Here is a 26,145-nt window from a genome sequence, read left to right on the forward strand (position 1 = left end):
AAATTTTTGGTAGACTCTAAATTAAAAAAATTATCATTTTTTTGCAACCTGCTGATTTTTAAGCAATATATTATTGAAAAAAAATACATGATAGGGTAATGAATTTTCCCAATAATCCCAGGTATGTGCTCCCGGTCTTTCGGTATAATCGTGTTCTACCTTATTATAAACCAATCGTCGGTGCAATTCCCGATTAGGTTCTATTAAAAAATCATCAACTCCACAATCAATAATCAATGACAGTTTATTGCTTTTCAGTTTATCAAGCATTCCTAAAACTGCATATTGTGCATACATTTCCGGATCTGCACTTTTATCTCCAAGTACAGGTTCAATCAATTTAATAACCTGTGCAGCCGAATCCCGATTTAGCATCACACTCATATCAACCGCTCCACTCATGCTTCCGGCAGCACAAAACAGATCTGGATGTTTTGCCGACAAGTACAATGCCCCATGTCCACCCATAGAAAGCCCGGTAATGACACGTCCATTTTTATTATTAATTGTTCTGTAGGTTTTATCTACTTTCTGAATAACTTCCTGCGTAATAAAAGTTTCAAACTGACTTTCTGGATTTACCGGACTATTAAGATAAAAACTAAAGGTTTCTCCTTCGGGCATTACAATAATCAAATTATACTGGTCCGCTAAGTTTTTTACCAATTCTTTATTAGGAGTGTTTTTTAACCAATCACCAAAATGTCCGTAAGCACCATGCAATAAGTACATGACTGGAAATGTCGATTTGCTTTTGGCGTATGAATTAGGCAGCACAATAGCCGCTTTGTAAGTTTTATTCATTGCAGTACTGGAAACTTCTAATGTATCCACTTTGGCAGCATAAGAGATTCCGTAAGATAATACACATATAAATAGCAAAATTTTAAAATACTTCATGATTTGATTTTTTAAAGGAAATATAAATATACCTTTTTATGATTTAAATAATAACCAAATTATATCAAAAACAGCATAAAAAAGCCATCAACGAATTGATGGTTAATTTATATCACTAAAGTTTATTTTATAAAACTACATAATCAAAGCTTTATGCTCCTGCCTGTATTCAGAAGCGCTTTTGCCGGTATATTGTTTAAACGACTTACTGAAATGACTGAAGTTATTAAAACCGCTTTCATAACAAACTTCATTTATACTAATAGGTTTCTCTGCCAAAAGTTTAGAAGCATGAACCAAACGGTATTCATTTACGAATTCAGTAAACGTTTTATTGGATATTTTTTTAAAATAACGGCAGAAAGACGGCGTTGTCATACTTACCAGTTTAGAAATCTCATCTATTGAAATTGGCTCCTGAAAATGATCTTTTACATAACTAAACACAACATTAATCCTGTCATTATCTGGCACCTGCATTTCGAGTAAAAATCCATCAGCGTTTAAGATGGTATATTCTTCAGAAGATTCCAAATCTTTCAAAATAGATAAAAGAGTCAGGAAACGCTCAAACGGAGATTTGTTCTCCATTAATTCCATCTTGGTTCCAATTCTCTTTTTGGTTTCACCTCCAAACGCAATTCCAGCTTTGGCCTGATCGAGAAGTTTTTGAATTTTCTTCATTTCAGGGATTCCAAAAAAATCACTTCCCAGAAAATCAGGCTTAAAATGAATGACAGTTTCATCCGTATTACCGGTTTTTTCATTTGTAAATCCACAATGAGGTAAATTAGAGCCTATTAAAATCAGGGAACCATTAGTGTAATACGAAATATGACTTCCTATTTGTCTTTTTCCCGCTCCTCCATTTACAAAAACAATTTCAATTTCAGGATGATAATGCAGTAAATGCGATTTACTATTGGTCTTTTGAGCGTGCTTTGTGTAGGTAAAACAACTTCCGTATGAGTTTGATATTATTTCAAGAGCTGGGGCAATTGGTTTCATTTCATAAAGATTAAAAAATAATAGCAAAATTAACAAAAATGTCGAAAATAATTCAAATTTTAACATATAACGCTTTCGTAAATGGGAATACAGCATAGATATCTGCAAATGAGGCTGCGCAAAATTATACATATCCGAACTAATTTAGCATCAGCGAATTAGAACTATTAATTTAAAACTATTGAAATGAAAAAGATTTTAAAATTAAGTTTAGTATGTGCAGTACTTTTTACAGGAACAAGTATTTATGCAATTGATGGTAATGAAGACTTTCACCTTCATGTATTAAAAACAAATGGAAAGGTAATCACTTTTGCTTTAAACAAAGTAACAAAAGCAAAATTAGCAATCTATGATCAGGATGGCACTCTAATTTATTCTGAATACGCTTCAGGTAAAGATGGGATTTTGAGAACTTTTAGCTTAGAAGAATTTCCTGAAGGAACTTATTACTTAGAAGCAGAAGACAATGTAAAAAAAGTAAAACACGAAATTACTATTACAGACAACAAAACAGTTTTATCTGCAAAAGCAGTTTCATCTGTTTATAAAACAGGATTTTCTCCAAAAAAAGATGACGTCGCAATACGTTAGAAAATTCCGATTTTAATACTTGTGTAAAAATGGTCAGGTAATTAGAGAAATTTAAATCTTAATGACTTTAAAAAACAGCTCATTGTGGTAATGGAGCTGTTTTTTTATAATTTTTTTTGAGCAAATTTATTAGTAATCATTTTTATTAAAATAAAAAATACGAGATCCTAATAAAACTAAATCTTTAATTTTCATATTCTCAATATAGTTAAAAGGCTTAAAAAATAATAACCAAATTAACAAAACTACCTACAATAATTTAAAATTTAACCTATATCGGTTTCGTAAATGAGAATATAGCATATATATCAGCAAATAGAGTTACATGTTTGTCTTGATGATTGGAGTAATTTAGCATTGTAGAAATAGATAATAAATCATAAAAAAATTAGTCATGAAAAAGATGTCAAAATTTAGTTTAGCAGCAGCAGTACTTTTTACAGGAATCAGTACATATGCAATTGATGGAAATGGAGATTCTACCCTTCGTGTAATTAAAGAAAATGGTAAAGAAGTTACTTTTGGAATAAACAATGCAACAAAAGCAAACTTATCTATCTATGACAAAGATGGCACTCTAATTTACTCTGAAAATGCTTCAGGAAAAAATGGAATTTTAAAAACATTCGACTTTAGAGAATTTCCGATAGGAACTTATTTTTTAAAAGTAGAAGATAACGTAAAAACAACAAAACACGAAATTATAATTACCGATGATACAACCATATTATCAAATAAAGCAGTTTCTTCAGTTTATAAAGCAGGGAATTCTGTTAAAAATGCAAGTGTAGCAATACGCTAAAAAAGTTTATGCTTTTCATAAAAGTATAAAAATGAGGTTAGATAGTTAGTAAAGTTTAAAACCTAACGGTTTTTAAAACAGCTCTTGGTGGTTCTTGAGCTGTTTTTTTATGTTTTCATTATAGTGATTTTTTTTTTGATGAATATAAAAAACATCAACCATATGTCAACCTGCGTTTCTTTTAATTTATTTGTTAAATAATAATTAAATTAACATTAAAGGTGTAAATAATTTAAATTTTAACCTATAACGGTTTCGTAAATGAGAATACAGCACATATATCAGAAAACATAGTTGTGCCATTTATTGATCTGGTGAAGTAATTTAACGGTATAAAATTAGAACAATAATTTAAAAAAATAAAACCATGAAAAAGATGTCAAAATTAAGTTTAGCAGCAGCAGTACTTTTCACAGGAATCAGTACGTATGCAATTGATGGAAATGGAGATTCTACTCTTCATGTAATAAAAGGGAACGGTAATGAAGTTACTTTTGCAATAAACAATATTACAAAAGCAAAATTAACGATTTATGATCAGGACGGTACTATAATTTATTCTGAAAATGCTTCAGGTAAAGATGGTATCTTAAAAAAATTCAGATTTGAAGGTTTTCCGTCAGGAACTTATATGTTAGAAGTAGAAGATAGCGTAAAAACAACAAAACATGAACTTACTGTTGAAGGCGATATTACAGTCTTATCATCAAAAGCAGTTTCTTCAGTTTATAAACCAGGTTTTTCTGCTAAAGATATAAATATAGGAGTACGCTAAAAAAATACTCAACATACTCTATAAAACATTGGTAAATTTTATACACAGCAGCTCTTGGTTATTTCTTGAGCTGCTTTTTTATATTTCATATTCGACAAAATTGTTGTTATCTAATTTTTTTTAAGTAAAAATTATGAGATACAAATAAAAATAATTCTTTGATTTCGATATTCTCAATTTCATCAAAATGTTTAAAAAATAATAATTAAATTAACATAACCATCTACAATAATTTAAAATTTAACCTATATCGGTTTCGTAAATGAGAATATAGCATATATATTGGCAAATAGAGTTGTGTAATTTACAGCCGTTATGACGTAATTTAGCAATGTGGAAATAGAAAATAATTTAAAAATAATAATCATGAAAAAGATGTTAAGATTAAGTTTAGTATGTGCAGTACTTTTTTCAGGAATCAGTACTTATGCAATTGACGGAAATGGAGATTCTTTTCTTCATGTAATTAAAGGAAACGGGAAAGAAATTACTTTCGCGCTGAACAATGTAAAAAAAGCAAGTATATCAATATACGACAAAAATGGTGCTCTTATTTATTCTGAAAATGCTTCAGGAAAAAACGGAATACTAAAAACTTTCAGATTTGAAGAATTTCCAGAAGGAACATATATATTACAAATAGAGGATGGTGTAAAAACAACAAAACATGAAATTACTATTACTGATGATACTACCATTTTATCATCCAAAGCAGTTTCTTCAGTTTATAAAGCAGGATTTTCTGCTGAAAATACAAGCGTTGTAATACGCTAAAAAAGTTTATGCTTTTCATAGTATAAAAATGAGGTTAGATAGTTAGTAAAGTTTAAAACCTAACGGTTTTTAAAACAGCTCTTGGTGGTTCTTGAGCTGTTTTTTTTATGTTTTTTTTAAAATGAAAATTATAATATAGATTTAATTCGGTTAGACTGTAACTTGATTAACATATTTGTTAAATAATAATCAAATTAACATTAACAGTTCTAATAATTCAAATTTTAACCTATAACGGTTTCGTAAATGAGAATATAGCATACATTTTGGAAAACCCAGTAGTATACTTTATGAGTTTGTTGTGGTAATTTAGCATTATAGAATTGAATGATTAATAATAAAAAATAAAGCCATGAAAAAGATATTAAAATTAAGTTTAGTAATAGCAGTACTTTTTACAGGATTCAGTACATATGCAATTGACGGTAATGAAGATTCAACTCTTCATGTTATTAAGAGAAATGGTTATGAAGTTACTTTTGCATTAAATAATGTAACTAAGGCATATTTATCCATCTACGATAAATACGGTAATTTAATTTATACTGAAAAGGCCTCAGGTAAAGATGGAATTCTAAAAACTTTCAGGTTTGAAGAATTTCCTGAGGGAACTTATTTCTTACATATAGAAGATGGCGTTAAAACAACAAAACATGAAATTATTATTGCTAATGATACTATAATATTATCATCTAAAGCAATTTCTTCAGTTTATAAAGCAGGATTTTCTGCAAAAAATACAAACGTAGCAGTACGCTAAAAAGTTTATGCTTTTCATAAGTATAAAAATGAGGTTAGATAGTTAGTAAAGTTTAAAACTTAACGGTTTTTAAAACAGCTCTTGGTGGTTCTTGAGCTGTTTTTTTGTTTTATGTTTTCTGCATATTAATAAATTAACAAGACATAAATGTTTTAACAAAGTATACCTTAATAAACTTAAAGTATTGAATGTTAAAATATTAAAAATAATTCAAAAAAATAAATCCAAAACACCAGTAAATACGTATCTATCTTAGTAAAACAACAGAAAACCTTACAAATCAACAACTTATTGTTGAAAAATAAAACAATAAAAATTTTGAAATAAAGGAACTATTTGTAGTTTTGTCAATACCACGAATAAGAAAATTAAATTAGAAAATTAAAAAAGAAGAAATGAAACAAATTTTAACATTGAGCTTTGTTGTGGCTGTATTTTTAACAACAATTAGTACTTACGCAAGTAACGAAAAAGGAGATTATATCTTGTATATAAAAACCGGTAATGGAAAAGTAGTTAGCTTTACATTAAACACCGTTGAAAAATCAAATTTTTCAATTTTTGATGATAATCATAATTTGCTTTACACAGGAGAATCAACTGTAAATGAAGTAGAGGTTTCAAAAACTTTAAGTTTAGAAGCATATCCTGCCGGGACTTATTATTTAGAAGTAAAACAAAACAGCAAAGTTGTAAAACATAAAATTACAGTTTCAGCTAAAAAAACTAAAACAGTTACGTTGGATGAATCCGTAAATGAAAGCCCTGCATTTCGTCGTTAATGATTTTTTTGCCCCCCATAAAAAAAGCAGCTCTAATCGAGCTGCTTTTTTGTTATTATTATCCAACGAAATTTCATAACGAGATCTAAATTGGTCTGATTAAATTTTTATCTATGTTTCTACGATACATAAACCTTTCATTCTTTCCGGGTTATTATTTTTAGAGTCAAACATCTTCTACATATTCCTTCTATACTGCCCTCCCACTTCAAACAATGCTGAAGTGATCTGACCCAGCGAACAAACCTTTGTAGCTTCCATTAAATGATCGAATAAATTTTCGTTTTTAATAGCAGCTTTCTGTAATTTGTTTACATGCTCGTTTACTTTTGCTTCGTGAAACTGGTGTAAATTATCCAGCATTGTAATTTGATATTGTTTTTCTTCTTCGGTGGCTCGAATTACTTCTGCCGGAATTACCGTTGGAGAACCTTTTGAACTCAAAAAGGTATTTACACCAACAATTGGAAAATCGCCATTGTGCTTTAAGGTTTCGTAATACAAACTTTCTTCTTGAATTTTAGAACGTTGATACATGGTTTCCATTGCTCCTAATACTCCGCCACGTTCTGTAATTCGGTCAAATTCCTGTAAAACGGCTGCTTCAACTAAATCGGTTAATTCTTCAATGATAAACGAGCCCTGAATTGGATTTTCGTTTTTTGTCAAACCTAATTCTTTATTAATAATCAATTGAATCGCCATCGCACGACGAACTGATTCTTCTGTTGGTGTTGTAATCGCTTCATCATAGGCATTGGTATGCAATGAATTACAGTTGTCATAAATAGCATACAAAGCCTGCAACGTAGTTCTGATATCATTAAAATCAATTTCCTGCGCGTGTAATGAACGCCCTGAAGTCTGAATATGGTATTTCAACATTTGTGCCCTTTCGTTAGCGCCGTATTTGTTTTTCATGGCTTTTGCCCAAATTTTACGTGCCACACGACCAATAACCGAATATTCCGTATCTACTCCATTAGAGAAGAAGAAAGATAAATTTGGTCCAAAATCGTTGATACTCATGCCTCGGCTCAAATAATATTCCACGTAAGTGAAACCATTTGAAAGCGTAAATGCCAACTGCGTAATTGGGTTCGCTCCCGCCTCAGCAATATGATATCCTGAGATCGAAACCGAATAGAAATTACGAACGTTTTTGGTAATAAAATATTCCTGAACGTCTCCCATTAATCGCAAAGCAAATTCTGTTGAGAAAATACAGGTATTTTGTGCCTGATCTTCTTTTAAAATATCCGCCTGAACTGTTCCTCGAACCTGAGATAACGTTTTAACTTTTATTTCGTTATAAGCATCAAAAGGCAAAACCTGATCTCCGGTAACGCCCAAAAGCATTAAACCTAAACCGTTGTTTCCAGCTGGTAAATCGCCTTGGTATTTCGGTCTTTCAATTCCTTTGTCTTTATATATTTTGTTGATTTTAGCCTCAACTTCTTTTTCTAAACCATTTGCTTTAATGTAAATCTCACATTGCTGATCGATTGCTGCATTCATAAAGAAACCTAACAGCATTGGCGCAGGCCCATTAATCGTCATACTTACCGAAGTTAAAGCATGAACCAAATCGAAACCTGAATATAGTTTTTTAGCATCATCTAAACAACAAATCGAAACTCCGGCATTCCCGATTTTCCCATAAATATCCGGGCGCAAATCTGGATCGTTTCCGTATAAAGTTACACTGTCAAAAGCGGTTGAAAGCCTTTTTGCAGACATTCCCGCGCTTACATAATGAAAACGCTTGTTGGTTCTTTCCGGTCCGCCCTCTCCCGCAAACATTCTCGACGGATCTTCGCCTTCACGTTTAAACGGATACAATCCCGAAGCAAAAGGAAATTCCCCAGGAACATTTTCCTGTAAATTCCAACGCAAGATATCACCCCAGCCTTCATATTTAGGCAAAGCAATTTTCGGAATCTGTAAATGCGATAAACTTTCAGAATGCGTAGCAATCTTAATTTCTTTATCACGAACTTTAAACGAATAAACGGGATTTTTATATTTCGCTACTTTTTCATCCCAATTCAGAATAATTTCCCAATTATAAGGATCTAAATCCATTTTTACTTTATCGAACTGATTGAGTAAAAGGTTTAGGAAGATACGATTTTCGTCTAGTTCCTGAATTGCGGTTGGCAAAACAGTTGAATCATCAATTCCTGCTTTTGTAATTTGAAGAACTTTCCCAGAAACCGATTCTATGGTTTTAAAAATTCCGTATAATTTCTGCGCTACTTTTTGCTGTGCGATTGCTGTTTCATCATAAGATCTGTTATTCTCAGCGATTTCAGACAAATAACGTGTTCTTCCTGGAGGAATTACGAAGATTTTCTCGCTCATTTCGCGCGTAATTTCAAAAGTCGAATGCAATTCAGAATTAGTTTTTTCGACAATTTTATCCATAATCGCTTTATACAGCGTGTTCATTCCCGGATCATTAAACTGCGAAGCAATGGTTCCGAAAACCGGCATTTCATTCGGATCTTTATCCCATAAATTATGATTTCGCTGGTATTGTTTCTTAACGTCACGAATTGCGTCTAAAGCTCCTCTTTTATCAAACTTGTTTAAAGCTACTAAATCAGCAAAATCAAGCATGTCAATTTTCTCCAATTGTGTAGCAGCACCAAACTCCGGTGTCATTACATATAAGGATACATCGGAGTGATCCATAATCTCGGTATCAGATTGTCCGATTCCTGAAGTTTCTAAAATAATCAAATCATATTTTGCGGCTTTTAAAACCTGAATCGCTTCGGCAACATATTTGGATAAAGCCAAATTCGACTGACGAGTTGCCAGTGAACGCATATAAACACGAGGATTATTAATCGCATTCATACGGATTCTGTCTCCTAAAAGTGCCCCTCCAGTTTTGCGTTTCGAGGGATCAACAGAAACCAATCCGATAGTTTTTTCTGGGAAATCAATCAGGAAACGACGTACCAATTCATCCACTAAAGAAGATTTTCCGGCGCCGCCCGTTCCGGTAATTCCCAATACCGGAATTTTAGAATCTATATTATTTTGATGAATCTGATCGAAAACAGGTTTTGCAATTTCAGGAAAATTCTCTGCTGCCGAAATTAATCTTGCAATTGCCGTTGGCGTTTTACTTTCGATATGATCGAGTTCCCTGTTTAGTTTATCTCCTATTGGATAATCAGATTGTTCAACCAAATCGTTTATCATTCCTTGTAAACCCAAAGAACGTCCATCATCAGGAGAATAAATTCTGGTAATTCCATATTCATGCAATTTTGAAATTTCGCTTGGCAGGATTACTCCTCCGCCTCCACCAAAAATCTTAATATGTCCTGCTCCTTTTTCATGAAGCAAATCATACATATACTTAAAGTATTCGTTGTGTCCACCCTGGTATGATGTCATCGCAATCGCATTGGCATCCTCCTGAATAGCTGTATTAACTACTTCCTCTACACTACGGTCATGACCTAAATGAATTACTTCGACTCCTGTTGACTGAATAATACGGCGCATGATGTTAATTGCCGCATCATGTCCGTCAAAAAGAGATGCTGCTGTAACAATTCTTACTTTATTTTTAGGAATATATGGTTTTTGTACTTCCATTTTATGAATATGATAATTTTAAGGAAGCAATTTACAAAATATTTTAATATTTGATTATGCAAATAGCTTTATGTTAACAAAAATAATTATTTGGAATACATACAGATCTGTATCAACTAAAATTTTTTGTTGATAATTTATTTCAAATAATTTCTGTTAATAAAAAGAAGTTATAAAATGGCTTAAAGAAAATAATAGCCCTTTTTAGTTTTTAGAGGCGTCTTAAGTTTAAAAACTCTTTTTTATTTTTGATAAAAATTCATGGGTTACTCCCAGGTAAGAAGACAAATTTTTGTTGTTTATTTTTTGATTTTTTTGAGGATATTTTTTAACAAATTCGATATATCTCTGTTTTGAAGTTTTGTTTAAAACATCTAAAAGCCTCTCCTGTATTGCGATGTTAGCTCTTTCCACCATTAATATATGAAACCGAATTAATTTAGGAACTTGTTCAAATAAAAGTGTTTTATTTGACTTATTAATTACTAATATTTCACTGTCTTCTATTGCCTTAATATTGTACTTCGTTAGTTTTTGATAATAAAAGCTTTCTAAATCACACATCCATTCATTTTCAAATGAAAAGAAAATAACACTCTCAGTTCCGTTTTCATTTAAAATATAAGTTTTAAAAGTACCTTTCAGAATAAAACCTTCGTAAGCATTATTGGAATCTTGTATCTGCAAAAACTCATTTTTTTTTAATTTAATGAACTCCGTTTTATCCAATATAAAACCCCACTCTTCATCTGTAAGTGTGATTTTTCTTTCTATATTTTGTCTTAGTTCTTCGTACATGTTTTTAATTATTTCTTAATTAAAATTTCTTACTATCATAACATTTTTGAGACAATTTAAATAATGTAATCGATTACGCAAAAATATAAAAATTATATTATATTCAAATTAATTATGTAAAAAAAATCAAATACTCAAATTAATTACAAAATTATTGAACAAGTTCAATATTAGTGTAGGAAATAATAAACATATTTGCATCGCTATAAAATTTAATAATAACCACAAAAAAACTATCATGAAATTAAAAACCAAATTTGCCATTTCATTATTTACTATTGCTATGGCTCTTACAAGTTGTAACACAGAAGATATCTCAGAAAACACAGAAGAAGCGATTCTGACAACCAATAAAAATGCTTCGACCTCAAAAGTTGGAGTCTGCTCAGAAGTTCCGGGATGGGCTTCACAAAACGGAGGAACAACCGGAGGAGGAACTTCAGCAGAGACGGCAGTAACAACGTATGCCCAATTGAAATCAGCTATTGAAAACACTTCAGTAAAAGTGATAAAAGTATCTGGAACCATTACTGTTTCTGCCAGAATATCATTTCAAAATCAAACCGGAAAAACAATTTACGGTGCCAGTGGAGCAAAATTGGTTTCGACTAATCAGACAAAAGACGGTTCTGGGATAATTTATTTCAAAGGATGCAAAAATATCATTATTAGAAATTTAATTTTTGAAGGTCCCGGAGCTTATGATACGGATGGATGGGACAATGCAACATTAGACAACTGCCAAAATGTGTGGGTAGATCATTGCGAATTTAGAGACGGAGTTGATGGAAACTTTGATATTAAAAATTTATCGGACTACATTACAGTTTCCTATACAAAATTCACTTATCTAAAAGCTCCAAAAGCCGGAGGATCAGGTGGTTCTGACGATCATAGATATTCTAATCTAATTGGATCCAGCGATAGTGCTACGGGAGATCGTGGAAAATTAAGAATTACCTTTGCCAGATGCTGGTGGGCTAGCGGATGTAGAGAGAGAATGCCAAGAGTTAGATTTGGAAAAATACATATCATAAACAGTTATTTCAATAGTACAGCTAGTAATAAATGTATCGCTGCCGGTTTTGAAGCCAATATTAAAGTAGAAAATAATGTATTTGAAAATGTAAAAACTCCTATTGATTTAATGACAGGTTATACTGCTGTAACTGCTACAGGAAATATTTTTACAGGTACAAGTGGTAATACCACAGGAAGTAATACAGCTTTTACTCCACCATACAGTATTATAACTCTTGCGGCATCAGCTGTCAAAACAAATATTTCAGCTGGAGCCGGTGCAACATTTTCAGGAAATACCTGTGGTTCATTTTAATAAAAAAAAAATTTAGAAAAAAGCTATCCAATTCGGGTAGCTTTTCTTGTTATGCATCGATGCGTAATTATATTTTCAAATTTAATCATAGCATTAAATTTTAGATCTTCAAAAAATAAGATTTCTAAAATAGCCCTGATGGGAACGATATCCCGCGCTTTTTTCTGCGCGGAATTTAGTGTACAGCAGGACAAAAGTTAATTATGAAACAAAATGTTTGTGCTCCTTAAATAAAATTGTGGCTTTGTTTTTGAATAAGTAGTATTTTTGAAACTTAAAAACCCCATTTCATGAAAAAGATTTTATTATTAGCAGTCGCATTTTCTCTTAACTCTTGTGCTCAAGTACAACAAACTTTAAATCAGTTACCCCAATTATCTTCACAAATACCAGGTGTTGGCGGTGTAGATATTGCTTCAGGACTAAAAGAAGCTTTAAACAAAGGAATTACAGAACAAGTAAGTAAATTGACTGCTGTTGATGGTTTCTATAAAAATGAAGCTGTAAAAATACTGATGCCTGAAGAGCTACAAAAAGTTGACGCGACTTTACGAAAAGTTGGCCTTAGCTCATTGGCTGATGAAGGTATAAAAATGCTCAATCGTGCTGCAGAAGATGCTGTAAAAGAAGCAACTCCTATATTCGTTTCAGCTGTTAAAAACATGTCGTTTACTGATGCCAAAAATATCTTATTAGGGAATGACAGTGCAGCAACAAGTTACTTGCAAGGAAGTACGACAACCGCTTTATACGGAAAATTTAATCCGGTAATTAAAAGTTCGTTTGAAAAAGTTGGAGCTGACGTAGTTTGGAAAAAAATAATTACAAAATACAACACAATCCCACTTGTAAAAAAAGTAAATCCTGATTTAACAGACTATACAACTTCACAAGCTTTAGCAGGTGTTTTTAAAATGATTGCCGTAGAAGAAAAAGACATTCGCAACAATATTAGTGCAAGAACAACCCCGCTATTAAAAAGTGTTTTTGCCATGCAGGACGGAAAGTAAATTACGTTTAATCGTTTAGGCGCAAAAATACTTATATCTGTTTCGATTAAAACAATTAGCCAAATAAACGATGATCCTATAAAATAATTAACCGATTAACCATAAAATTATAATGCAAAAATTAACTATTCTGATTCACTGCAAGGATCAAAAAGGAATTATTGCTGCAGTAACCGCTTTTATTGCAAAAGTAGAAGGAAATATTACTTATATAGATCAGCATGTGGATACAGAACAAAATGTATTTTTTATGCGATTAGAATGTGATTTAACCAATCATAATATAAATATTGATGCCATAAAAGATGATTTTAACCACACCATTGCAACTGATTTTAACATGTCATGGGACTTGTATAATCAGGAGCAAAAACCTAAAATGGCTTTATTTGTATCTAAGTACGACCATTGCTTATTTGATATTTTAGGGCGTTATAGTGCCGATGAGCTAAATGTTGAAATTCCAGTAATCATTAGTAACCATAATGATTTACGTTCTATTGCTGAACGTTTTGATATTCCGTTTCACTATATTCCTTTTACGAAAGACAATAAAGAAGAAGCTGAAGCCAAACAAATTGAATTGCTAAAAAGATATCAAATCAATTTTATTGTTCTGGCGCGATATATGCAAATTATCACTCCTGGTTTGATTTCATTGTACGAGAATAAAATTATTAATATCCATCACTCCTTTTTACCTGCTTTTCCTGGTGCTAAGCCATATCATTCTGCATTTAAAAGAGGCGTAAAAATTATTGGTGCAACCAGTCATTATGTTACGGCAGAATTAGATGAAGGACCTATTATTGAGCAGGATATTGCACGCGTTTCTCACTTTCATTCCGTTGAAGACTTTATAATGAAAGGCCGTGATTTGGAACGAATAGTATTGGCAAGGGCAATAAAATTACATGCTGAGCGCAAAACAATGGTTTATAGCAATAAAACAGTAGTTTTTTCTTAGGTTCTACTATTAATAAATCACAAAACAAAAGAAGCCGTTTAAACTTATTAAACGGCCTCTTTTTATAAATATTATGAGTGTTATTTTTTAATCACACGTATTGTTTTTTTATTTCTTCCCTGAGCTACCATAATGTTGTAAATCCCTGATGAATAATTGCTTCCTATTTTTTGATTTTGTGCATCGCTAGCATTTTCAAATTCAAACGTCTCTACCGGCTTTCCTTTCAAATCATATACTGTTCTCGTTGGCTCTGGCAAATCGTATCGGCCTACTCTAATGTAAGTAGAAAGATCTACCGTTTGGCCTATACTGTTTTGACTAAAGCCTAATATTGCTGTTAGCAAAAATAATCCGATTCTCAGCGTATAAATTAGTTCTAAATTAAAAAAGGTTACAGCGTTTTTTAGTTTTAATAGTAAATATTTTGTCATATAATATTAAATTTAAATTTGATACAAATGTATTTATCTGTTAAAATTTGCATTTAATGTAATAGTTACTGTATGATTAACTCTTTGTCTGTTATAGTTTAAGACAGTATTATGAAATAGCTATGTAAAAAAATCAAAAAAACCGTCTCAGTTTGTGAGACGGTTTTTTTTGATTTTTTTTATTTTGTGAGTTTTATTTTCCTTTTCTTCTTTTACGTTCAGCCTTAATCATAGACAATTCACGACTGGTTTGTCCGGCAACAGAAGTATTTTCTTCAGCACGACGAATAAGGTACGGCATCACATCTTTTACAGGGCCAAAAGGTAAATATTTAGCAACATTATAACCATTTTCGGCTAAATTGTAACTGATATTGTCGCTCATCCCGTATAATTGTCCAAACCAAATTCTGCTGTCATTTTTAGCAATACCTTTTTGTTCCATCATTTCCATCAGCTTATATGAACTCAATTCGTTGTGAGTTCCTGCAAAAATTGACATTGCATCCAAATGATCCAACATATATTGTACGGCGGCATCATAATTAGCATCAGTAGCTTCTTTAGAAACACAAATTGGCGAAACATAGTTTTTCTCTTCCGCTCGTTTGTTTTCTTTTTCCATGTAAGCGCCACGAACTAATTTCATTCCGATAAAAAAGCCTTCTTTTTTAGCAATTTCGTGCAATTTTTTAAGGTAATCCAAACGATCCCAACGGTACATTTGCAAGGTATTAAAAACAATAGTTTTTTCTTTATTGTATTTACGCATCATATCAGTAACCAACTCATCAGCAGCATCCTGCATCCAGCTTTCTTCACCATCAATCAATAATGCTACGTTTTTTTTATAAGCTTCACTGCAAACATGATCAAAACGAGCAACCACCCTATTCCACTCTTCTTGTTCTGCTGGAGTTAAGACTTGTTTTTCTCCTAATTTTTCATACAATTCAAAACGCCCTAAACCAGTTGGTTTAAAAACAGCAAATGGAATTGCCAAACGTTCTTTGGCAAATTCAATAGTTTTTAAAGTCATTTCAAGGGCAGCATCAAACTGTTCTTCTTCTTCTTTTCCTTCAACTGAATAATCTAAAACTGATGAAACCCCTTTGGTAAACATTTTGTCAACTACTGTTATACAATCGTCTTCGTTAACACCACCACAAAAATGGTCGAAAACGGTTGCACGAATCAAACCTTCAACAGGAAGATTTGCCTTTATAGCAAAATTGGTAACAGCTGTACCTATCCTCACTAGAGGCTGGCTATCGATCATTTTAAAAAGAAAATAAGCTCTGTCAAGTTCAGTATCGCTTTTCAACGAAAATGCAACCTGAGTGTTATCGAATATTTTTTCCATTAAATTATTTTTATGCAAATATAAATAGTGTTTTGAATATTATTCAACAAAGATGTCTGAATTTTTAAATATCTTTAATATGGTTAGATTTATTCAAAAATAATCAATTAAATTCTCAGTCTCCAAATTATGTTACAAGAAAAACATCTCTATAATAAGACACAAAATTAATTACAAATTTAGGCTCCTGAATTTATTTTTAATGATTATAAAAACTTATTTTTAAAACAAATTAGAATCAGGATTTGAAGATTATTTAGTTAAAAATGCCTTATTTTGCCGATTCAATTAACCGAAGAATTATGCAATCTATTCAAGCAAATAATTATTTAGTACATTTTAACCAAAATGCATACGAGGCTTTAAACAATCATTTAAAAGAAAATAAATACTCTACCTTATTTATTATAGTCGATAATGAAACAAATGAGCACTGCTTACCAAAATTTTTGCCTTTATTAGAAACCGATTTAACTATTGAAATTATAGAATTCGAATCTGGTGAGGCTAATAAAAATATAGAAACCTGCATACAAATCTGGAATGTGCTGACAGAATTAGGTGCTGACAGAAAATCATTAATCATTAATCTTGGTGGTGGAGTTGTTACAGATTTAGGAGGTTTTGTCGCTTCTACATTTAAGCGCGGAGTAGATTTTATCAATATACCAACTACCTTATTATCTATGGTAGATGCTTCGGTGGGAGGAAAAACAGGTGTGGATTTAGGAAATCTTAAAAACCAGATTGGAGTGATTAATGTACCGCAGATGGTTCTGATTGACACTCAATATTTAGAAACTTTACCACAAAGTGAAATGCGTTCCGGTCTTGCCGAAATGCTGAAACATGGTTTAATTTATGATGCATTCTATTGGAAACAGTTTTTAAATTTACAATCTATTGATTATGCAGATTTTGATGAATTGATTTACCGTTCAGTTGAAATTAAAAATGATATTGTAATTCAGGATCCAACAGAGAAAAACATCCGTAAAGCCTTAAATTTTGGACATACTTTAGGTCATGCTATAGAAAGTTACTTTTTAGAAAGCGAGACTAAAACAACATTATTACATGGTGAAGCAATTGCTATTGGAATGATTCTGGAAAGTTATATTTCATTGCACAAAAACCTAATTTCTGCCACTGAGTATGCTGAAATTAAAACCGCACTCAAAAGCATCTATGATGATGTACAAATTGAAGAAAACGACATAGATCCGATATTAGAATTACTTATTCACGACAAAAAAAACGAATATGGTTTAATTCAATTTGCACTGATTGAAGGCATCGGAAAGATAAAAATTAATCAATCTGTTGAAAATAAATTGATTCTGGATGCGTTTCAGGATTATAAATCTTAAACTTTTTTTAATAAAAAGCGTTGCATTAGGTATATATTATTTTTTACATTTGCTCCAATGAAAACAAACAATAAACAAAGACACTTCAGCTCTTATAGAAACCGTCTCAATAGTTCTTTATTAAGAATAATGAACCGTTTTTACAATAGCAAGAGTCCTTTTTGTTTAGACGTTTTTTTATGTTCAAAGGCAGAACACGAAAAACTGGAAATTGTATTTGCCAATATCAGGGTTTGAATTTAAGGTTTAGACACGTTACTAAATTTAAAAATACATGCTAAAATATTGCTAAATGAATACAAAATATTCTGACTTAATTAATCAAACCTATTATTTCCCTCAGGAAGAGTTCAAACTGAACAAAGACAACTTACAATTTCACAATATCGATTTGATGAAATTGGTTGAACAATATGGTACCCCATTAAAATTTACCTATTTACCACAGATTTCTGAAAACATCAATAAGGCAAAAGCCTGGTTCAGAAAATCAATGGAAAAGAACAAATACGAAGCAAAATATTATTATTGTTATTGCACAAAAAGCTCTCATTTTGAATACATTATGAATGAAGCTTTCAAAAATAACATTCACGTAGAAACTTCATCTGCTTTTGACATCAATATTGTGGAGAATTTACTGGAAAACGGTAAAATCAACAAGAGCACTTATGTAATTTGTAATGGTTTCAAAAGAGACGAATACATTACCAATATTGCCAGATTAATCAATAATGGACATAAAAATACCATTCCAATTATTGATAATTATGAAGAATTAGATTTACTTCAGGCAGAAATTAAAGGGAAATTTAAAATTGGAATCCGTATTGCTGCCGAAGAAGAACCAAAGTTTGAGTTTTATACCTCCAGATTAGGTATAGGATATAAAAATATAGTTTCTTTTTACAAAAAACAAATTCAGGAAAATGATAAATTAGAGCTTAAAATGCTTCACTTCTTTATCAATACGGGAATCAATGATACCGCATATTATTGGAATGAGTTAGTAAAATGTATAAAAGTATATATTGCTCTTAAAAAGGAATGTCCAAGTCTTGATGGCTTAAATATTGGAGGCGGTTTCCCTATTAAAAACTCACTTGCTTTTGAATATGATTACCAATATATGATTGATGAGATTATCAATCAGATTAAAATTGCATGTGATGAAGCCGAAGTTGATGTTCCAAACATCTTTACAGAATTTGGATCCTTTACAGTTGGTGAAAGCGGTGGTGCTATCTATCAGATTTTATATCAAAAACAACAAAACGACAGAGAAAAATGGAATATGATTGACTCCTCTTTCATTACCACTTTGCCGGATACATGGGCTATAAACAAACGCTTTATCATGCTGGCGGTGAACCGTTGGAATGATACTTACGAGCGGGTTTTATTAGGAGGTTTGACTTGCGATAGTGACGATTATTACAATTCCGAACAAAATATGAACGCCATATATTTACCTAAATACAACAAAGAAAAGCCGTTGTATATTGGCTTCTTTAATACTGGTGCATATCAGGAAACTATAGGAGGGTACGGAGGTTTACACCACTGTTTGATTCCACAGCCTAAACATATTTTGATTGATCGTGACGAAAACGGAATTTTAGCAACTGAGGTTTTCTCAGAGCAACAAACTTCAGATGACGTATTAAAGATTTTAGGTTACACGAAAAAAATATAAAAAAAAAGCTTCAAATTAAGCAAATTAATATTGATAAAATTCTTAATTTGCAGGAAGATATGAAAGGTAAAATCTTTTAATTCAAAACAAAAAAACAAAAAAACAACAACGTAATGAAAGGACCAATCAGTCAGTTTATTGAAAAACATTATTTACACTTTAATTCTGCCTCACTTGTTGATGCTGCAAAAGCATACGAACAACAACTGGCTAATGGTGCTAAAATGATGGTAAGTATGGCTGGCGCAATGAGTACAGCAGAAATTGGTAAAATTTTTGCCGAAATAATCAGACAGGATAAAGTACAGATTATTTCATGTACCGGAGCTAATTTAGAAGAAGATATTATGAATTTAGTTGCGCATTCTCATTACGAGAGAGTGCCAAACTACCGTGATTTAACTCCGGAAGACGAATGGGCTTTGCTTGAAAGAGGATTGAATCGTGTTACTGACACCTGTATTCCTGAGCATGAAGCATTTCGTCGTTTACAAAAACACATTTATAAAATCTGGAAAGATGCTGATGATAAAGGAGAACGTTATTTTCCACATGAGTTCATGTATAAAATGTTATTATCCGGTGTTTTGGAAGAGTATTACGAAATTGACTTAAAAGACAGCTGGATGTACGCAGCAGCTGAGAAAAACTTGCCTATTATTGTTCCGGGATGGGAAGATAGTACTATGGGTAATATTTTTGCATCATACGTAATCAAAGGAGATTTGAAAGCATCTACCATGAAGTCAGGAATTGAATACATGACATTCCTTGCTGACTGGTATCCAAAAAATAGCACTAACGGAATTGGATTTTTCCAAATTGGTGGTGGTATTGCAGGAGATTTTCCAATTTGCGTGGTACCAATGTTGTATCAGGATATGGAAATGCATGATATTCCCTTTTGGAGTTATTTCTGCCAAATTTCAGATTCTACAACCAGCTATGGTTCGTATTCAGGAGCAGTTCCAAACGAGAAAATTACTTGGGGTAAATTAGATATTAAAACCCCTAAATTTATTATTGAGTCGGATGCCACAATTGTTGCTCCATTAATTTTTGCTTACTTATTAGATTTATAGGATATTTATGAAAAGAGTTATAGTAGACTACGCCAAACTTACCAACGAAATTTTAAACCTTTTGGTAGAAAAATTCCCTGATGGTTATGATGATTCGGATGTTATCCGTTTTAGAAATGCTAAAAACGAATTAATCGAAGCTGTTGAAGTTCGCACTGAAGATACTATTTATTTAGTGAAAATTAGTACTAAACTTGCTGACAGAATTGAAAATTATGATGAAGATGATGATATCGATCTTGATGTTGACACAATCGAACCAGTAAAAGGTCTTGATCTTGAAGACGATAGTGATGATGAAGATGAAGATGACAATCTTGACAAACCAGACGTTGATGGTGGAGATGATGACGATGATGACGAAGATAAAAATGATATTGCTGACGAAGATGACGACGAAGATGATGAAGATTAATTCATTTCAAAAATAAATTAAAGGAACTCTAAATCGGGTTCCTTTTTTTTATTAATCAAAACAGATTATGAAATCTGAAATCAATTAATTATAAGAAAAATATTATTTTTTTATATCTTTGCGAAAAATATAAGCCAAATGAACTCAGAAATTCTACATGCCAAACTAAAAGACAATTTTGGTTTTGAAAAATTCAGACCAAATCAGGAAAACATAATACAAACCATACTTTCCGGTCAGGACACGCTCGCTATTATGCCAACGGGAGGAGGGAAATCAATTTGTTTTCAGTTACCGGCTTTGGTTCTTCCGGGAATAACTATAGTAATCTCCCCATTAATTGCCTTGATGAAAGATCAGGTAGACAGTTTAAAAACGAATGGAATTTCAGCCTGTTATATCAATAGCAGCCAATCAAGCGAAGAACAGCAATTTTATATTGACAATTTAAAATCGAATAATTTTAAACTTGTTTATATAGCTCCGGAAAGTTTATCTTATCTCGATGTTGTATTTAACGAATTAACAATTAGTCTGATTGCAATTGATGAAGCACATTGTATTTCGTCATGGGGACATGATTTTCGTCCGGCTTATACAAATTTGGGATATTTAAAAAACCGCTTCCCTTCTACTCCAATACTAGCTTTGACTGCTACGGCAGATAAAGCAACACGTACAGATATTACAAAACAATTAAATTTAAAAAATTCCAAAACTTTTATTGCTTCATTTGATAGAAAAAATCTAAGTCTCGAAGTTCGTCCGGCGCTTGATCGTGTGAAACAAATTATTGATTTTGTAGAAAACAAACCCAATGAATCTGGTATCATTTATTGTTTAAGTCGTAAAACCACTGAAGAGCTTGCTGAAAAATTAAAGAAAAGTAGAATCACTGCAAAAGCATATCATGCAGGTTTAGACAATAAACTTCGTGCAAAAACACAAGATGAATTTATAAACGACGATTGTCAGGTAGTGTGTGCTACTATTGCGTTTGGAATGGGAATTGATAAGTCGAATGTGCGTTGGGTAATTCATTATAACTTACCAAAGAACATTGAAGGCTATTATCAGGAAATTGGTCGTTCCGGACGAGATGGTTTGCCTGCTGAAACTGTTTTATTTGAAAGTTATGCCGATGTGATCCAGCTCCAGAAATTTGCATCAGAAGGTTTAAACTCTGATGTACAGCTGGCAAAATTAGACCGAATGAAACAATACGCAGATGCTTTGAGCTGCAGAAGAAAAATCCTACTTTCGTATTTTGGCGAGTTGGTAACCGAGAATTGTGGCAATTGTGATATTTGTAAAAAACCTCCAGTTTTTTTTGACGGAACAATTTTGGCACAAAAAGCATTATCCGCTATTACACGCTTACAGGAATCTGAACCTTTGGCCGTAATTGTTGATTTTTTAAGAGGCTCAAAAAATGCTTACATCTACGAAAAAAATTATCAAAACCTAAAAACCTACGGAATTGGCTCTGACATATCCTGGTACGATTGGAATCAATATTTAATCCAGTTAATTAATTTGGGCTATTGTGAAATTGCATTTCATCAACACAATAAAATTTTACTGACTCCTTTTGCTAAAAAAGTATTGTTTGAAGGAGAAAAAGTAAAATTAACAACCGTGGTTAAAAAGGCAATTGATAAAAATGAAATCAAGGAAGCAAAAGAAAAAACTGCAAAAAATTCTCTTTTTGAAATACTTAGAAAATTACGCTACGAAATTGCTAAAGATGAAGAAGTCCCGGCATATGTCATTTTCAGTGATGCTGCTTTAAGACAAATGGAAGTTTTAAAACCAATAAGTGATGAAGAATTTCTGGCCATTGACGGTGTGGGTAAGGTAAAACTTGAAAAATATGGTTCGGAATTTATTGATGCGATTGTTTATTATGAAAAAGTAAAAAAAACGAATGCGAAAGTTAAAAAGGAAAGCAATACTTATAAAAACACTTTAGAACTTTTTGAAAACGGTTATACAATTGAAGAAATAGCTGCAAAAAGAAATTTAGGTCTTTCGACTGTTATTTCGCATTTGGCAAAATTATATTTAGATGGAATTGACATAGATGTTAGTCAGTTTATTTCTGATGAAGAAGTTATCCTATTGCAAAAAGCCCAAATAGAACTTGAAAGTCCAAACGCTTTAAAACCCTATTTTGATCATTTTGAAGAAAAAATGGGATATGACAAAATTCGTTTTGGTCTCGCTGTACTTGAAAAAAAGAAACAGTAAAAAAATTCCAAATTCCAATTTGAATATTTCAATTGGAATTTGAAATTTATGATTTTTTAGAATTTAAAGTTTAAATTCTACTTTAATGTCTTTGCATTTTTTACATTCTGATCTGTCAAAGCCAAATTCAAAACTTCACTCATTTCTTTTACATAATGAAATGTCAGCCCTTCTAAATATTCAGCTTTAATTTCATCAATATCACTTTTATTTTCGTGACATAAGATGATTTCCTTAATACCTGCTCTTTTTGCCGCTAAGATTTTTTCTTTTATTCCGCCTACAGGTAATACTTTTCCACGAAGTGTTATTTCGCCGGTCATTGCTACACTTTTCTTTACTTTCTTTTGAGTCAATAAAGAAACTAATGAAGTAAGCATTGCAATACCGGCACTTGGTCCGTCTTTTGGTGTTGCCCCTTCCGGAACATGTAAATGAATATTATATTTCTGAAACAATTCAATACCTAATCCTAATTTTTTAGCATTTGCTTTTATATATTCCAAAGCAATTGTAGCTGATTCTTTCATCACATTTCCAAGGTTTCCCGTAATAGTCAATGAGCCCTTTCCTTCTGAAATTAAAGATTCTATAAACAAAATATCTCCACCAACACTTGTCCAGGCCAAACCAGTTACTACTCCTGCAACATCATTATTTTCGTATTTGTCACGTTCTAATCTTGGTACGCCTAAAACAGTTATGATATCTTCATCAGTAACTTTTTTATTGTATTCCTCTTCCATTGCAACCGCTTTAGCTGCATTACGAATCACCTGAGCAATTTTAGTTTCTAAATTACGAACACCGGATTCGCGTGTGTAACCTTCAACAATTTTTTCTAATTGTTTTTTACCAATTGTCAAATCTTTCGAAGTTAATCCATGTGCTTCCAGCTGTTTTGGAAAAAGATGCCTTTTCGCAATTTCTACTTTTTCTTCAATAGTATAACCAGACATTTTAATGACTTCCATTCTGTCACGCAACGCCGGCTGAATTGCAGCCATATTATTTGAAGTAGCAATAAACATGACTTTAGATAAATCATAGCCCATTTCAAGAAAATTATCATAGAAAGAACTGTTTTGCTCCGGATCTAAAACTTCTAATAAAGCTGAAGATGGATCGCCGCTATTTCCGTTAGACAATTTATCAATTTCATCTAAAATAAAAACTGGATTTGAAGTTCCGGCTTTTTTCAAACTCTGAATAATTCGTCCAGGCATCGCACCTATATAGGTTTTTCTATGTCCACGAATTTCTGCTTCATCACGTAACCCGCCAAGGGAAATACGCACATATTCTCGTCCAAGGGCTTCAGCAACAGAACGGCCAATGGAAGTTTTACCAACACCCGGAGGTCCGGTTAAACAAATAATTGGCGATTTCATGTCGTTACGAAGTTTCAATACAGCCAAATGTTCGATCATTCTTTTCTTCACTTCTTCAAGCCCAAAATGATCTTTATCTAATATTTTCTGTGCATATTTTAAATCAAATTTATCTTTAGAATATTCACCCCAAGGCAATTCCAAGAATAACTCTAAATAATTACGCTGAATTCCAAAATCAGGAGATTGCGGATTCATTCTGCGAATTTTAGACAATTCTTTTTCAAAATGTTTTTGCGTTTTTTCATCCCATCTTTTGGTTTTCGCTTTCAATCCCATTTCGTCCATTTCTTGTTCCTGCGAAACACCTCCCAATTCTTCCTGAATGGTTTTCATTTGCTGATGAAGAAAATACTCGCGCTGTTGCTGGTCCAGATCAAAACGAACTTTTGACTGAATATCATTCTTCAATTCTAGTTTTTGAAGTTCAACATTCATATAACGCAATGTTTCCAATGCTCTTTCTTTTAGTCCGTTTATTGATAACAAACCTTGTTTTTCTTTTACGGCTAAATTCATATTAGAAGAAACAAAATTGATCAAAAACGACTGGCTTTCAATATTTTTAATTGCAAACGTCGCTTCTGACGGAATATTTGGACTTTCTTTAATTATCTGAATAGCCAGTTCTTTTACAGAATCTAAAATAGCCGTAAATTCAGTATCATTCTCATCAGGTCGTTCTTCAGAAACCTCTTTAATACTTGCAGTAATATATGGTTCTTCTAAAATAACTTCATCAATTTCAAAACGTTTTTTTCCTTGTAAAATAACCGTTACATTTCCGTCAGGCATTTTTAAAACGCGAAGAATTCTCGCAACGGTTCCTATTTTATGAATATCATTTTTTGACGGATCTTCGTCTTCTTCATTAATCTGAGAAACTACTCCTATGATTTTTCCTCCGGCATTCGCATCGTTTATTAATTTTATTGATTTATCCCTTCCGGCAGAAATCGGAATAACAACACCCGGAAATAAAACAGTATTGCGTACAGGTAAAATTGGTAGCGAAATTGGAAGTTCTTCATTGTTCATTTCCTCTTCGTCTTCGGGAGTTAATAATGGAATTAATTCTGCTTCTGAATCAAATTCCTGAAGTGACAGATTGTCAATAGTGAGTATTTTATGGTTTGACATAATAATATATAAGTCGTTTTGTCATTAAAAGGTTTGTTCTAATCTCAAATACCAACTGCTAAAGCTATGTTTTAAATAAAATCAGGCTAAAGATTGTCTTTGAAAGTTAGGCCATAAAAATAGACAATCATTATGCCAAAAACAAAGACATTTGTTTTGAATTTTTATTTTAAAGAGTTCTTCATATAAGGATGACGGGCATTTTAAAAAAAATACAATTAATTTTATCCAAAGTGTAACAAACCTAAAAAATCAAAGTCATTATAATAAATCAACAATCAATACTTGAACACAACCAATCAATATATCGAAGAGTTAATCAAACTTTGTAAAGAGAACAATCAAAAAGCACAATTTGAAGTTTACAATCGATACTGTAAAGCTATGTATAATGTAGCTTACAGAATTGTGAAAGACGAACATTTTGCACAAGACGTCATGCAGGAAGGTTTTTTGAAAGCTTTTATAAAAATTAACGATTACAAACAGGAAGTTGCGTTTGGAGCATGGCTGAAAAAAATCATCATTAATTATAGTATTGATTTTTACAAAAAAAATAATGCTTTTCAGATGGAAGACCTGAACAAAACACTTTATAAAATTGAAGAAAACGATACTTTTTTTTCTGAAAATATCGATTTAAATTCACTCAAAGTAAAACAGGTTTTAGAGATTATTTCAGGTTTAAAAGACAATTACCGAATGGTCTTGACTCTCTTTTATATTGAAGGTTATGATCAGGAAGAGATTAGTGAAATCTTAAATATCAGTTATGCCAATTGCAGAACTACATTAAGCAGAGCTAAGGAAAATTTGAGAAAAAAATTGGAGGACATATGAAATCACCACTTAAAACAATTTTATGTCAACAAAAACAAAC

General features: G+C 31.9%; 22 protein-coding genes. 15 read left to right on the top strand and 7 right to left on the bottom strand.

Annotated features, from left to right (window positions below; all coding sequences use genetic code 11):
* Positions 1–33: 33 nt before the first annotated feature.
* Complete coding sequence (locus ACEN2I_RS06855; protein WP_441765353.1) at positions 34–900, bottom strand: alpha/beta hydrolase; 867 nt, start codon at positions 898–900, stop codon at positions 34–36.
* A 135-nt stretch (positions 901–1,035) separates the two neighbouring features.
* Positions 1,036–1,908, bottom strand: a complete 873-nt coding sequence (locus ACEN2I_RS06860) for an AraC family transcriptional regulator (RefSeq protein WP_441765354.1) — start codon at positions 1,906–1,908, stop codon at positions 1,036–1,038.
* A 186-nt stretch (positions 1,909–2,094) separates the two neighbouring features.
* Between ACEN2I_RS06860 and ACEN2I_RS06865 the strand changes: the two genes are divergently transcribed.
* The 6 genes from ACEN2I_RS06865 (at position 2,095) to ACEN2I_RS06890 (ending at position 6,395) form a co-directional block, all read left to right on the top strand.
* Positions 2,095–2,502, top strand: a complete 408-nt coding sequence (locus ACEN2I_RS06865; RefSeq protein ID WP_441765355.1) for a secretion protein — start codon at positions 2,095–2,097, stop codon at positions 2,500–2,502.
* Positions 2,503–2,896: 394 nt separating this feature from the next.
* Complete coding sequence (locus ACEN2I_RS06870) at positions 2,897–3,304, top strand: T9SS type A sorting domain-containing protein (protein WP_441765356.1); 408 nt, start codon at positions 2,897–2,899, stop codon at positions 3,302–3,304.
* Between the two features lie 367 nt (positions 3,305–3,671).
* Complete coding sequence (locus tag ACEN2I_RS06875; RefSeq protein ID WP_441765357.1) at positions 3,672–4,079, top strand: T9SS type A sorting domain-containing protein; 408 nt, start codon at positions 3,672–3,674, stop codon at positions 4,077–4,079.
* Positions 4,080–4,445: 366 nt separating this feature from the next.
* Positions 4,446–4,853, top strand: coding sequence for a T9SS type A sorting domain-containing protein (locus tag ACEN2I_RS06880; protein ID WP_441765358.1), 408 nt, complete (start codon positions 4,446–4,448; stop codon positions 4,851–4,853).
* Between the two features lie 352 nt (positions 4,854–5,205).
* Complete coding sequence (locus ACEN2I_RS06885) at positions 5,206–5,613, top strand: secretion protein (RefSeq protein ID WP_441765359.1); 408 nt, start codon at positions 5,206–5,208, stop codon at positions 5,611–5,613.
* A 395-nt stretch (positions 5,614–6,008) separates the two neighbouring features.
* Positions 6,009–6,395, top strand: a complete 387-nt coding sequence (locus tag ACEN2I_RS06890) for a secretion protein (protein WP_441765360.1) — start codon at positions 6,009–6,011, stop codon at positions 6,393–6,395.
* A gap of 177 nt (positions 6,396–6,572) precedes the next feature.
* Here ACEN2I_RS06890 and ACEN2I_RS06895 read toward each other — a convergent pair whose 3' ends face one another.
* Complete coding sequence (locus ACEN2I_RS06895) at positions 6,573–10,013, bottom strand: methylmalonyl-CoA mutase family protein (RefSeq protein WP_441765361.1); 3,441 nt, start codon at positions 10,011–10,013, stop codon at positions 6,573–6,575.
* Positions 10,014–10,241: 228 nt separating this feature from the next.
* Positions 10,242–10,811: a Crp/Fnr family transcriptional regulator gene (locus ACEN2I_RS06900; RefSeq protein ID WP_441765362.1), complete on the bottom strand. Its 570-nt coding sequence runs from the start codon at positions 10,809–10,811 to the stop codon at positions 10,242–10,244.
* 238 nt (positions 10,812–11,049) lie between these two features.
* Here ACEN2I_RS06900 and ACEN2I_RS06905 point away from each other — a divergent pair, with 238 nt between their 5' ends.
* The 3 genes from ACEN2I_RS06905 to purU all read left to right on the top strand — a co-directional run bounded on the left by ACEN2I_RS06905 (position 11,050) and on the right by purU (position 14,124).
* Positions 11,050–12,147 (top strand): pectate lyase family protein, encoded by a 1,098-nt coding sequence (locus tag ACEN2I_RS06905; protein ID WP_441765363.1) that lies wholly within the window; start codon positions 11,050–11,052, stop codon positions 12,145–12,147.
* A gap of 290 nt (positions 12,148–12,437) precedes the next feature.
* Positions 12,438–13,157, top strand: coding sequence for a DUF4197 domain-containing protein (locus ACEN2I_RS06910; RefSeq protein ID WP_441765364.1), 720 nt, complete (start codon positions 12,438–12,440; stop codon positions 13,155–13,157).
* 112 nt (positions 13,158–13,269) lie between these two features.
* Positions 13,270–14,124, top strand: a complete 855-nt coding sequence (purU, locus tag ACEN2I_RS06915; RefSeq protein WP_441765365.1) for a formyltetrahydrofolate deformylase — start codon at positions 13,270–13,272, stop codon at positions 14,122–14,124.
* A gap of 80 nt (positions 14,125–14,204) precedes the next feature.
* Here purU and ACEN2I_RS06920 read toward each other — a convergent pair whose 3' ends face one another.
* Complete coding sequence (locus ACEN2I_RS06920) at positions 14,205–14,558, bottom strand: T9SS type A sorting domain-containing protein (protein ID WP_441765366.1); 354 nt, start codon at positions 14,556–14,558, stop codon at positions 14,205–14,207.
* A gap of 193 nt (positions 14,559–14,751) precedes the next feature.
* A complete protein-coding gene (locus ACEN2I_RS06925; RefSeq protein ID WP_441765367.1) occupies positions 14,752–15,921 on the bottom strand; it encodes a proline dehydrogenase family protein in 1,170 nt (389 codons plus the stop codon).
* Between the two features lie 302 nt (positions 15,922–16,223).
* On the opposite strand from ACEN2I_RS06925, the gene aroB reads away from it, so the two are divergent.
* The 5 genes from aroB to recQ all read left to right on the top strand — a co-directional run bounded on the left by aroB (position 16,224) and on the right by recQ (position 22,734).
* The gene (gene aroB / locus ACEN2I_RS06930; protein ID WP_441765368.1) at positions 16,224–17,291 is read left to right on the top strand and encodes a 3-dehydroquinate synthase; all 1,068 of its coding nucleotides are present in this window, start codon (positions 16,224–16,226) and stop codon (positions 17,289–17,291) included.
* A 292-nt stretch (positions 17,292–17,583) separates the two neighbouring features.
* A complete protein-coding gene (locus tag ACEN2I_RS06935) occupies positions 17,584–18,987 on the top strand; it encodes an arginine decarboxylase (RefSeq protein WP_078229375.1) in 1,404 nt (467 codons plus the stop codon).
* A 113-nt stretch (positions 18,988–19,100) separates the two neighbouring features.
* Positions 19,101–20,069 (top strand): deoxyhypusine synthase family protein, encoded by a 969-nt coding sequence (locus tag ACEN2I_RS06940; protein ID WP_007811609.1) that lies wholly within the window; start codon positions 19,101–19,103, stop codon positions 20,067–20,069.
* A 7-nt stretch (positions 20,070–20,076) separates the two neighbouring features.
* Positions 20,077–20,484 (top strand): DNA primase, encoded by a 408-nt coding sequence (locus tag ACEN2I_RS06945; protein ID WP_441765369.1) that lies wholly within the window; start codon positions 20,077–20,079, stop codon positions 20,482–20,484.
* A 138-nt stretch (positions 20,485–20,622) separates the two neighbouring features.
* Positions 20,623–22,734, top strand: a complete 2,112-nt coding sequence (recQ, locus tag ACEN2I_RS06950; protein ID WP_441765370.1) for a DNA helicase RecQ — start codon at positions 20,623–20,625, stop codon at positions 22,732–22,734.
* A gap of 77 nt (positions 22,735–22,811) precedes the next feature.
* On the opposite strand, the gene lon is transcribed toward recQ, so the two are convergent.
* On the bottom strand, positions 22,812–25,265 hold the full coding sequence (lon, locus tag ACEN2I_RS06955) for an endopeptidase La (RefSeq protein ID WP_441765371.1): 2,454 nt from the start codon (positions 25,263–25,265) through the stop codon (positions 22,812–22,814).
* A gap of 285 nt (positions 25,266–25,550) precedes the next feature.
* Here lon and ACEN2I_RS06960 point away from each other — a divergent pair, with 285 nt between their 5' ends.
* A complete protein-coding gene (locus ACEN2I_RS06960; protein WP_441765372.1) occupies positions 25,551–26,105 on the top strand; it encodes an RNA polymerase sigma factor in 555 nt (184 codons plus the stop codon).
* Positions 26,106–26,145: the final 40 nt, after the last annotated feature.

The sequence above is a fragment of the Flavobacterium sp. W22_SRS_FK3 genome (assembly GCF_052113665.1).
Taxonomy (GTDB): Bacteria; Bacteroidota; Bacteroidia; order Flavobacteriales; family Flavobacteriaceae; genus Flavobacterium.

What these genes read in the sequence shown, in the direction of transcription:
- lon (WP_441765371.1), bottom strand. Translation starts at nt 25,265, where the DNA reads ATGTCAAACCATAAAATACTCACTATTGACAATCTGTCACTTCAGGAA.
- ACEN2I_RS06925 (WP_441765367.1), bottom strand. Translation starts at nt 15,921, where the DNA reads ATGGAAAAAATATTCGATAACACTCAGGTTGCATTTTCGTTGAAAAGC.
- ACEN2I_RS06900 (WP_441765362.1), bottom strand. Translation starts at nt 10,811, where the DNA reads ATGTACGAAGAACTAAGACAAAATATAGAAAGAAAAATCACACTTACA.
- recQ (WP_441765370.1), top strand. Translation starts at nt 20,623, where the DNA reads ATGAACTCAGAAATTCTACATGCCAAACTAAAAGACAATTTTGGTTTT.
- ACEN2I_RS06895 (WP_441765361.1), bottom strand. Translation starts at nt 10,013, where the DNA reads ATGGAAGTACAAAAACCATATATTCCTAAAAATAAAGTAAGAATTGTT.
- ACEN2I_RS06890 (WP_441765360.1), top strand. Translation starts at nt 6,009, where the DNA reads ATGAAACAAATTTTAACATTGAGCTTTGTTGTGGCTGTATTTTTAACA.
- ACEN2I_RS06940 (WP_007811609.1), top strand. Translation starts at nt 19,101, where the DNA reads ATGAAAGGACCAATCAGTCAGTTTATTGAAAAACATTATTTACACTTT.
- ACEN2I_RS06880 (WP_441765358.1), top strand. Translation starts at nt 4,446, where the DNA reads ATGAAAAAGATGTTAAGATTAAGTTTAGTATGTGCAGTACTTTTTTCA.
- aroB (WP_441765368.1), top strand. Translation starts at nt 16,224, where the DNA reads ATGCAATCTATTCAAGCAAATAATTATTTAGTACATTTTAACCAAAAT.
- ACEN2I_RS06945 (WP_441765369.1), top strand. Translation starts at nt 20,077, where the DNA reads ATGAAAAGAGTTATAGTAGACTACGCCAAACTTACCAACGAAATTTTA.
- ACEN2I_RS06910 (WP_441765364.1), top strand. Translation starts at nt 12,438, where the DNA reads ATGAAAAAGATTTTATTATTAGCAGTCGCATTTTCTCTTAACTCTTGT.
- ACEN2I_RS06875 (WP_441765357.1), top strand. Translation starts at nt 3,672, where the DNA reads ATGAAAAAGATGTCAAAATTAAGTTTAGCAGCAGCAGTACTTTTCACA.
- ACEN2I_RS06870 (WP_441765356.1), top strand. Translation starts at nt 2,897, where the DNA reads ATGAAAAAGATGTCAAAATTTAGTTTAGCAGCAGCAGTACTTTTTACA.
- ACEN2I_RS06865 (WP_441765355.1), top strand. Translation starts at nt 2,095, where the DNA reads ATGAAAAAGATTTTAAAATTAAGTTTAGTATGTGCAGTACTTTTTACA.
- ACEN2I_RS06920 (WP_441765366.1), bottom strand. Translation starts at nt 14,558, where the DNA reads ATGACAAAATATTTACTATTAAAACTAAAAAACGCTGTAACCTTTTTT.
- purU (WP_441765365.1), top strand. Translation starts at nt 13,270, where the DNA reads ATGCAAAAATTAACTATTCTGATTCACTGCAAGGATCAAAAAGGAATT.
- ACEN2I_RS06885 (WP_441765359.1), top strand. Translation starts at nt 5,206, where the DNA reads ATGAAAAAGATATTAAAATTAAGTTTAGTAATAGCAGTACTTTTTACA.
- ACEN2I_RS06855 (WP_441765353.1), bottom strand. Translation starts at nt 900, where the DNA reads ATGAAGTATTTTAAAATTTTGCTATTTATATGTGTATTATCTTACGGA.
- ACEN2I_RS06860 (WP_441765354.1), bottom strand. Translation starts at nt 1,908, where the DNA reads ATGAAACCAATTGCCCCAGCTCTTGAAATAATATCAAACTCATACGGA.
- ACEN2I_RS06905 (WP_441765363.1), top strand. Translation starts at nt 11,050, where the DNA reads ATGAAATTAAAAACCAAATTTGCCATTTCATTATTTACTATTGCTATG.
- ACEN2I_RS06935 (WP_078229375.1), top strand. Translation starts at nt 17,584, where the DNA reads ATGAATACAAAATATTCTGACTTAATTAATCAAACCTATTATTTCCCT.